Here is a 9,112-nt window from a genome sequence, read left to right as displayed (position 1 = left end):
GACGGCGCGGGCACCGCCCTCGTCGTGGGCTCGGACATTCGCGTGGGCCTGCCCGGCAGCGGTGACGAGGCGGCCGGCGGCGACGGCGCGTCCGCGCTCGTGGTCGGCGGCGCGGCGGAGGGCGCGGTGTTGGCCGAGTACCTCGGCGGCGCGTGCGCCACGGCCGAGTTCGTCGACCGGTGGCGCACCCCGGGCGATGTGCGCTCCAAGCTGTGGGAAGAGAAGTTCGGCGAGAACAACTACCTCGCCGCCGGGCGGCGCGCGTGGACCGACGCGCTCAAGGCCACCGGCCTGACGGCCGATCAGGTCGACCACGCGGTAGTCGCCGGCCTGCACGGTCGCGCGGTCGCGGGCCTGGGCCGCAAGCTCGGCGTGCGCGACGGCGTACTGGGCGACGACCTCGCCTCGACGGTGGGCGTCACCGGCGCGGCGCACCCGGGGCTGCTGCTCGGCGCGACCCTCGACACCGCGGCGTCGGACAAGGTGATCGCGCTGATCGTGCTGTCGGACGGCGCCGAGGTGTTCCTCTTCCGTACCACCGACGCGCTCGCGTCGTACAGCCCCGCCCGCACGGTCGCCGACCAGGTGGCCGGCGGCGCGCCGCTCCCCTACGGCAAGTACCTCGCGTGGCGCGGCCTGCTCCCGGTCGAGCCGCCGCGCCGGCCCGAGCCGGCCCGTACGTCGTCCTCGGCCGCGGTGCGCTCGCTGGACTGGAAGTACGGCTTCGTCGGCGCCAAGGACCGCGAGACCGGCGCCGTTCACCTGCCGCCGCAGCGCGTGTCGATGACCGGCGGCAACGTCGACGACATGGAACCGGCGCCGACCGCGGACGTGACCGGCACGGTCAAGACGTTCACCGTCGACCGGATGGCGTACTCGCCCAGCCCGCCGGTCGTGTTCGCCGTCGTCGACTTCGACAACGGCGGCCGGCTGCCGATCGAACTGACCGACATGGACGCCGGCGAGGTCGCCATCGGCGACCGGGTCGAGCCGACGTTTCGTCGGATCGGTACCGCCGACGGGATCCACAACTATTTCTGGAAGGCCCGCCCCGTGCGGACCGCCCGAGCCGCCGAGGAGGCATAGGCATGGGATCGCACGGCATCAAGGACCGCGTCGCGATTGTCGGAATGGGCTGCACGAGCTTTGTCGAGCACTGGGACAAGGGCACCGACGACCTGCTGATCGACGCGACGAGCGAGGCGTTCGCGTCGGCCGGGGTGACCAAGGACCAGGTCGACGCGTACTGGCTGGGCACCGCCCAGTCGGGCATGTCGGGCATGACGCTGGCCAAGCCGCTTCAGCTTCAGGGCAAGCCGGTCACGCGCGTGGAGAACATGTGCGCGACGGGGTCGGAGGCGCTGCGGCAGGCCGCGTACGCGGTCGCGTCCGGCGCGTACGACATCGCGATGGCGGTCGGCGTCGAGAAGGTCAAGGACGGCGGCTTCCAGGGGCTCAACGCGTTCCCGATCCCCGGTGACGGCACCGCGCGTACGCTCACCGCGGCGGCGATGTTCTCGATGGTGGCTCCGGCGTACGGCCACAAGTACGGCGTGTCCGAGTCGGAGATGCGGGACGTGCTGTCGCACATCGCGTCGAAGAACCACTTCAACGGCGCCCGGAACCCGCGGGCGCAGTTCCGCAAGGAGATCGCCGCCGAGAAGATCTCGGCGATGCCCAAATTGGCCGGGCAGTTGGGCGTGTTCGATTGCGCGGGCGTCGCGGACGGCGCGGCGGCGGCGATCGTGTGTCGGGCCGAGGACGCGCATCTGTACACGGACAAGCCGCTGTACATCAAGGCGCTTTCGATGGTGGCGGGCAACGGCTCGGGCGTGATCGACCCCGAGTACGACTACACCACGTTCTGGGAGATCGCGGCCTGCGCCGAGGACGCGTACCAGCAGGCCGGGGTCACCGACCCGCGCGAGCAGATCGCGATGGCGGAGGTGCACGACTGCTTCACGCCGACCGAGTTGGTGCTGATGGAGGACCTCCAGTTCGCCGATCGTGGCACGGCGTGGAAAGAGGTGATGGCCGGCGCGTTCGACCTCGACGGTCGGCTTCCGGTCAACCCCGACGGCGGGCTCAAGAGCTTCGGGCACCCGGTCGGCGCGTCCGGGCTGCGGATGATGTTCGAAGCGTGGCTTCAGATGCGGGGCGAGGCGCCCGACGATCGGCGAATTCCGGCGGACGGTCGCAAGCTGGCGCTGACTCACAACCTGGGTGGGTATCCGGGTGAGATGGTGTCGTTCATCTCGATTCTGGGGAACGAGTTGGGCTGACCCGGGCGTTGCCGCGCTGCGCCTGGGGCGGGGTTGGGGATCGGGGTTGGGGTCGGGTCCGGGTCGAGGCCCGGTGGCTTCGGGTCGGTCGGTGGCTTCGGGTGGGCCGACTCCGGCGGGCCGCTCGTCGAGCCCCGGCCGCGCGTGGTCGGGCCCTCCGGTTCGAGTGGTGCCGAAGAGCTCCCTCGTGGCGCCGTCGACGACATGATCGTTTCGAGGGTGCGTCGGTTTTTGGTTGTCGGAGAGGGCCTGGGGGCTCGATCGCGGTCGCGATCGAGCCCCCTTTCGTCATCTCCGGACACCCGGAATGGGCTTTCCGCCACAAGCGTGGTGGTTCCCGTGGTTTCATCCGCGTCGGCCCTCTTGATGTGCGACAGTCGTTGCACCCTGCAGGTCATGTCCGGAGGAGCGCGAGCGGATGCGCGAACGGCCCGAACGTCCCGTGGACGGCCCCGTTGTGGATCCGACACAGTGGCTCGCCCACATCCGTCGGATGCGCGCGGAACTCGACGGATTGCGCGGCGGTTCCGCCACCGCCGCGACGACGGTCGCCGGTGACGACGCGGCCGCTGCGGCCGCGCATCGCCGCGCGCTGCTGTGCGATCTGCTGGCGTGCAGCCTCAGTCGGACCGCCGACTACCTGGCGGGACTGAGCCTGGCCGCAGGCGACGAGGAACATCACCAGGCCGACGATCCCGGCCCGGCGACCAGTACTCCCGCCCGCAGCGCGGTCCGCCCGCCCGATGTCGGACCGATGGCCCCGTTCCCGGTGAGCGCGGGGGACGACGGGGTGTTGCCGTGGCGGCATCTGCGCCGGTTGTTCGTCGAACCGCCGGATCGGGAGTCGTTGCTGCCGGATCAGCGCGGGACGTCGTGGGCGGGTTCGGGTGCGGATGGCTTTGCCGGCGGTGCCGGTGGCAGCGGTGATGGCGATGGTGACGGTGGCGTCGGTTCCGGGTGGGATTCGGCTTCCGGAAGGGACGCGGGATCGGGTGGCGCTTCCGGCTCCGGAGAGGATTCGGTGTGCACTTCCGCGTCGGCTGCGGTGGGTGCTTCCGAGGCTGCCGCCGCGTCCGCCGCGACGTCGGGTTCCGCGCGGGCGGGTTGCGGGTTGGTCGCCAGTGCCGAGTGGCATCTGGACGGCGGCAACGCCCGGTGGTCGGCGGAGATGTACGAGTTGTTCGGGCGCGATCCTCGGCTCGGGCCGCTGCCGCTCGACGAGTTGCCCGCGCATGTGGCGGACGAGGACCGGTCGTTCGTCGACGAGTTGGTGCGCGACCTCGTGGAACACGCGAACGGGGCCGAGGGCGAGTTCCGGATCGTGCGTGGCGACGGCAGTGGCGTACACGTCCAATTCGTCGGCGAACCGGTGCTGGATGCGGACGGTGTTCCGCACTCGGTGTGGGTGTTACTCCGTGACCTCACCCAACTGCGGCGCACCCAGGTGGCGTTGACCCGCACCCGTGCGCAACTGCTCGCGCAGCGCCAGTTGGTCCGATCCGAACATCGGGTGGCGGCCGAGCTCCAGCGCGTGGTCATGCCGTGGTGGACGCGTCCGGCGAGCCTCCCGGGCCTTGAGGTCGCGACCCGCTACTTCCCGGCGGAGCAGGCCTCGAAGGTGGGCGGCGACTGGTACGACGCGCTCGCCTTGCCCGGCGGCGACGTACTCCTCGCGGTCGGCGACATGTCCGGGCACGGGCTCGTCGCGGCCTCCGGAATGACCACCCTGCGGGGCGCCTTGCAGGGGGTCGCGATGACGGGGGCCGGACCCGCGGAGGTACTCCGGGCGCTCAATCGCATCGTCGTGCACACGTTGCCCGCCGACAAGGTCGCGACCGCCGTGTGCGCCCGGTTCGACCCGGCCACGAGGGTTCTGACGTGGGCTCAGGGCGGACATCCGCCGCCGCTGCTGTATCGCGACGGCGTCGGCAGCGCGCTCACCGCGCCGTTCGGCATGTTGCTCGGGGCGATCGACGACCCGGAGTTCGTCGAGGCGCACACCGAACTGCTGGCCGAGGACGTGCTGTTGGTATTCACGGACGGTCTGGTCGAGCGCCGCGGTCGCGGAACCGAGGAGGCCGTCCGGGCGCTCCTCGATGTGGGCCCACAGCTCCTTGGCTCGGACGCTCGGACCTGCGTCGACGTGGTGCTGAGTCGGCTGGGACACACGCGATACGAGGACGACGCGTGCGTGATGGCGGTGTGCGTTCGCTAGGCAAGCGGGGCCGACCCGAACCGGACGGCCGGGCCGTCCGGTTCGGGTCGACCCGAGTCGTTGGCCGGCCTCGGCGGCCTGCGGCGGACACCGGGTCGGGTGGGCGCTTGTTGCGGCGTGGCCGGACCCGCCGGGGGTGAGCGCTTTCGTTCGCGCTCGTGTGCGTTTCGCGCCCGAACGGGCCGCCCGGGAGAGCGTCGCAGCCGCCCGTGCCGAACGCGCGGCACACACGTCGGGCACGGGTCGGGCAGGTCGGTCGAACCGCAGGGGCCGGGCGCGTCGGGTGCGTCGGGCGCGTCGGCGAGTCAGGTGCGTCAGGTGCGGTGCGCTGAGTGCGTTGGGCGAATCAGGCGAATCAGGCGGGACGGATGCGCTGCGTGGGTCGGGCGAATCAGGCGAGTCGGGTGGGTTGGGCGAGTCAGGTGTTCTCGGCGATCTCTTGGCGGAGTTCGCGGATTTCGGGGACGTCGCAGTACGGGCCCGTGAGTTTGCGCAGTTCCTCCAGGCGGTCCCAGGTCCGTCGGGACGTGACCTCGCCGGCTGCGCGCAGCGCTTGGCGGGCGTGGTGTGCGCCTCGGTCCGGCTGAGCGCCGAGAAGGCAGGCCGAGGCCAGCGAGATCAGGTCGAACGTTTTCGAGCGCTCGTGCCCCTGGGCCCGCAACTTCAGTGCCTTTTCCGCGTGTTCCTGCGCGCGGCCGGCCGCCGTGGGGTCGACCTCGGCAAGGGTGCGATACACCAACGCCTGCATGCCGTGCAGATCGGCCGAGTCGAAGAAGGACACCCAGTCGGGGTCCTCTTCCGGGCGGGAGCGGCCGAACTCGGCCTCGGCCCGGCCCAGCGTCCGTCGGCACTCGACGGCCCGACCGAGCGCGGCCTGCGCCCACGCCTCGACGGTGTGGAACATCGCGCGCGTGGTAGCCCCGGCATGGTCGCCGGCCGTACGTTGCGCCAACTCGATCAGCGCCAACGCGTCGGCAGGGCGCTCCAGGTGCACCATCTGCCGCGCCGCACGCGACAACGCCTCGGCGGCGCGCGGAAGATCGCCCGCCTCCCGGGCCGCGTGCGCCGCGATCACGAAATAGTTCTGGGCGGTGGGGTCCAGACCCACGTCGTGCGACATCCAGCCGGCGAGTGCCGCGAGGTTGGCGGCGACGTTCCACAGGCGGCGGGTCACCGGCAGCGGGTTCGGATACGTGAGCAGGTTGCCGACCTCGTTCAACTGTCCGATCACCGCCTTGCGTTGCAGGCCACCGCCACGATCCGCGTCCCAGGTACGGAAGACCGTGACCGCGTTCTCCAACGCGGTGACCTCCTCCGCGCCGATCGGACCCGCGTCGGCGAGGCCGTACGACACGGGGTTGCCGAGCGCACCGCGCGCGTTCGGTACGCCGAGCCCCGGGCTCAGCCACCGATCGAAGTTGGCCACCAGGGCCGGCCCCGCGACCAGCGCGAACCCGGTGCCGGCGAAGCCGTGCCGATTGAGCATGAGGTCCATGCCGGTGAATTCGGTGAGCGCGGTGACGGTGCGCTCGGTGCTCCACGGCAGGTCCTCCTGGACCACCTGGGCATGGTGCCGGGGCCGACCGGTGAGGCCGAGGTCCTCGGACGTGACGACACGCCCGAGTCGTTCGGTGAAAAGCGCCGCGAGGACCCGGGGTACGGGGTCGCGGGGGCGCTCACCGTCCTCCAACCAGCGACGGACCCGTGAGGTGTCCGTGGCAAGCTGAGGATGGCCCATCGCGGCGGCTCGACGGTTGACCAGTCGGGCGAGTTCGCCCTTCGACCACCCGGTGAGGGCGAAGAGATCCACCAGTTTCGTATTGGGTTCCCGGCGCATTGCAAACCGCCCGTTGATGTGGGGACCGTGTGGCTCGAAAGCGTCCTGCGTCGAGGGCGCCTGCCGGATCGAGGCTAGCCCCGTCCGGAGTAGTCGGACCCGATTCGCCAGGGTTCGCCAGGGTGCGCCACGTGGAGCACCACCCGGGGCACGGAGTGTTGTGGATGGTGGATCCGGTACGTGGGCCCCCACCCGCTGCGCGGCCGGATCCGCCCCTCGGCCGCGCAGGAAGGTCTTCATGTCACCCACGACGTCAACCACCCCGGGTCGCTCGCCCGGCCCCGGCCTCGCAACCTCGCGACCCGGCGCACCCGGGACGAACAGGCGCTCGACGTCCGGAGGTTCGGCGGGCGCTGCGGGCTCCCCGGGGTCTGCGGGTGCGGCCGGTTCGGTTGGTTCGGTCGGCTCGGTTGGTTCGGTTGGTTCGGTCGGTTCGTCCGGCCCGGTCGCTTCGGCAAGCGCGGCGGGTGCGGTCGGCTCGGCGGGTTTGGCCTCGGCCTCGGCGGGCCGGGTGGCCCCGGCCGGTGCCGTGGTTGCCCCCCGGCGGGCGGGACCCGGATCGGGAGTACACCGCATGCCGTCACCCTCACCGTCGCACGTCCCGGGTCCCGAGGCTGTCGCCTCGCTCGCGGCCCGCATCTGTCCGGGCTTCACCGCCGGCGCGGTGTTGCGGAGGACACCGCGCTCGCTTCTGCTGTCCGGCTCGGTGGGGCGCGGTCCGGTAGTGGTCAAGTTCTTGACCGACCCGTCGCCGCACTGGCTCCAGCGCTTCCGCCACGAGGTCAACGCGTATCGCACCTTCACCCGCCGGCGCCCGCCCGTGCGGGTACCGCGCCTGATCGCCGCCGACCCCGAACGCCGCATCCTGGTGATGGAACACGTCGCCGGCCGCCCGGCCGCCAACGAACGCCACCCCGGCGCGGCAATGGCTCGCGCGGACGTCCGCGCGATCCTTCACACCTTCACCACGCTGAACCGCTGGAAGCCCCCGCCCGGGTCGTTCCCGCTCGCGTTCGACTATCCGGCCCGCGTCGACCGCTATCACAAGCTCGGCCTGCTGACCGATCGCGACGCCGGCGACCTGTCCCAGCTCTTGCGCGGCCTCAGCCGGGTCCCCGCCCAGTTCTGCCACGGCGACGCGGTCCTGTCCAACGTGCTGCTCACCGCCCAGGGCGCCGCGCTCGTCGACTGGGAGTCCTCGGGCTACCACCTCCCGGGCTACGACCTCGCCGTGCTGTGGACCCTGCTGGCCCGGGACCCGATGACGCGCCGTCAGGTCATCCAGACCGCCCAGCAGTCCGGCTCTCTGTCCCGGGACGCGTTCCTGGTCAATCTGATGCTGGTACTCGTCCGCGAGATCCGCCTCAACGACGTGGCCCCGGTCGGCGAGGAACAACGCCGCCTCCTACGACGCCTGCACGACGACTGCGGCATGGTCCGCCGAGCCGTCCGCGCGGCGATCGGCACGCGATAGGTGGAGGGCGGTGGGGCGTCGACGGCGGTCGCGAGTTCCACGCCGAGGTGACCGCGCGATGCGTGCAGGCCCTTCCTGTCACCGGATGGGCTGAGGTCTTGTCGGAACAACCGGGCCGGACAACAACCGGGTCGGACAACCGGGTCGCACAACTGGGAGAGAGTGCATGAACGTCGACCGGATTCCTCTTCGTTCTCGTCGGAAAGCCTCCGGGCGCCGCGCCTTGGCCGTGTTCCTCGCCGGTCTCGGGCTGGCCGGGTCCGCGGCGATCGGCGCATCCACGGCGACCGCCGCGCCCTCGGCCGCCCACGAAGCGCGGACGTCCGCGTGCAGCTCGGGTTACGTCTGCATCTACAAGGGCGACATCTGGGACGACAGCCCCAACCACCCCATGGTGTACAGCTGGTACCGCTACGGCACGTACAACGTGGCCAACCTCATCGGCGACTACACCGTGGTGAACTGCCAGACCGGCGGCGCGGGGGTCAAGGGGTTCACGGGGTCGGGCGGCACGGGCGGCGTGGCGTGGGACCTCGACATCAACAACTGCAACTCGGGCCTGTGGACCAGCCTCACGTCGACCAACTCCGTGCGGGTGTACGCCTGACCCCACGCCCCCGCCCGCTCACGCACACCCCGCACGCTCACAGCGCGACGGCGTCGCCGGTGCCCGGCGGTTGTCCGTACACCGAGCCGTCGTCGCGCTGCCGAGCCTGCTCCCGAAACCGCCACCGGCCGACGCCGGCTCGGACCGTTGGGCCGAGCCGGGGTCGGCCGTTGTCGTCGTTGTCAGGCGCTGAAGGCGTCGCTGGGGATGGGCTTGAGGAGCTGGAAGACGTCGTCCGTGATCGGGCGGTCCCACGTCACGATCCGGACCAGCACGTTGTCGCTGCGGTCGAATTCCACGCAGGCGAGGCGGCCCTCGGCGTACTTGATCTTGCGGACGATCAGCAGGTCGTCGCCGAGCATGATCGGGGTGTCCTCGGTGGACAACTCCTCGGGCATCTCGTCGTGGCCGAGAGCGGCGACCAGTTGCTGGGCCTCGATGCGGCCTACGCCTTCCTCACGCGCGGGCGAACCCAGCGGCAGGTTGCCGATCAGCATCGCGGGGCCCCGGTTGGCCAGGAGGTCGTATCGGACGAAGATCCCCTGACAACTCCCGTCCTCCCCCGGCAACATGGCCACGATCACGGAGCCGGGCCAGTCGGTGAAGGGGATGGCGAGAACGTCGAAATCCGGCCCGGTGGGCGGGCGGCGGCGCAGGAAACCCATACAGACATGCTAGTCGGCCCGGATGTATGCGC

The 9,112-nt window shown here is 71.2% G+C and carries 7 protein-coding genes; 5 read left to right on the top strand and 2 right to left on the bottom strand.

Translation table 11 applies throughout. From position 1 onward, the window contains the following. The 3 genes from GT354_RS12625 to GT354_RS12615 form a co-directional block, all read left to right on the top strand. The coding region (locus GT354_RS12625; RefSeq protein ID WP_161356396.1) for an OB-fold domain-containing protein at positions 1 to 1,086 on the top strand (1,086 nt) is incomplete at its 5' end. A 2-nt stretch (positions 1,087 to 1,088) separates the two neighbouring features. Beyond that, positions 1,089 to 2,282, top strand: a complete 1,194-nt coding sequence (locus GT354_RS12620; RefSeq protein ID WP_161356395.1) for an acetyl-CoA acetyltransferase — start codon at positions 1,089 to 1,091, stop codon at positions 2,280 to 2,282. Between the two features lie 418 nt (positions 2,283 to 2,700). Next, positions 2,701 to 4,497 (top strand): PP2C family protein-serine/threonine phosphatase, encoded by a 1,797-nt coding sequence (locus GT354_RS12615; RefSeq protein WP_161356394.1) that lies wholly within the window; start codon positions 2,701 to 2,703, stop codon positions 4,495 to 4,497. Positions 4,498 to 4,915: 418 nt separating this feature from the next. Here GT354_RS12615 and GT354_RS12610 read toward each other — a convergent pair whose 3' ends face one another. Beyond that, positions 4,916 to 6,334, bottom strand: coding sequence for a hypothetical protein (locus GT354_RS12610; RefSeq protein ID WP_161356393.1), 1,419 nt, complete (start codon positions 6,332 to 6,334; stop codon positions 4,916 to 4,918). A gap of 574 nt (positions 6,335 to 6,908) precedes the next feature. Between GT354_RS12610 and GT354_RS12605 the strand changes: the two genes are divergently transcribed. Both GT354_RS12605 and GT354_RS12600 read left to right on the top strand, forming a co-directional pair. Beyond that, complete coding sequence (locus tag GT354_RS12605) at positions 6,909 to 7,808, top strand: phosphotransferase (protein ID WP_161356392.1); 900 nt, start codon at positions 6,909 to 6,911, stop codon at positions 7,806 to 7,808. A gap of 166 nt (positions 7,809 to 7,974) precedes the next feature. Beyond that, complete coding sequence (locus GT354_RS12600) at positions 7,975 to 8,415, top strand: hypothetical protein (RefSeq protein ID WP_161356391.1); 441 nt, start codon at positions 7,975 to 7,977, stop codon at positions 8,413 to 8,415. A gap of 182 nt (positions 8,416 to 8,597) precedes the next feature. Here the strand turns inward: GT354_RS12600 and GT354_RS12595 are convergent, their stop codons facing one another. Beyond that, positions 8,598 to 9,080, bottom strand: a complete 483-nt coding sequence (locus GT354_RS12595; protein ID WP_161356390.1) for a hypothetical protein — start codon at positions 9,078 to 9,080, stop codon at positions 8,598 to 8,600. Positions 9,081 to 9,112: the final 32 nt, after the last annotated feature.

It is taken from the genome of Streptomyces sp. SID3343 (genome assembly GCF_009865215.1).
In the GTDB taxonomy this organism is placed as follows: Bacteria; Actinomycetota; Actinomycetes; order Streptomycetales; family Streptomycetaceae; genus Embleya.
This window is presented reverse-complemented; position numbering and strand designations above follow the sequence as displayed.

Excerpts from the sequence above, each read along its gene's own strand:
- GT354_RS12620 (WP_161356395.1), top strand. The coding sequence starts at position 1,089 with ATGGGATCGCACGGCATCAAGGACCGCGTCGCGATTGTCGGAATGGGC.
- GT354_RS12615 (WP_161356394.1), top strand. The coding sequence starts at position 2,701 with ATGCGCGAACGGCCCGAACGTCCCGTGGACGGCCCCGTTGTGGATCCG.
- GT354_RS12610 (WP_161356393.1), bottom strand. The coding sequence starts at position 6,334 with ATGCGCCGGGAACCCAATACGAAACTGGTGGATCTCTTCGCCCTCACC.
- GT354_RS12605 (WP_161356392.1), top strand. The coding sequence starts at position 6,909 with ATGCCGTCACCCTCACCGTCGCACGTCCCGGGTCCCGAGGCTGTCGCC.
- GT354_RS12600 (WP_161356391.1), top strand. The coding sequence starts at position 7,975 with ATGAACGTCGACCGGATTCCTCTTCGTTCTCGTCGGAAAGCCTCCGGG.
- GT354_RS12595 (WP_161356390.1), bottom strand. The coding sequence starts at position 9,080 with ATGGGTTTCCTGCGCCGCCGCCCGCCCACCGGGCCGGATTTCGACGTT.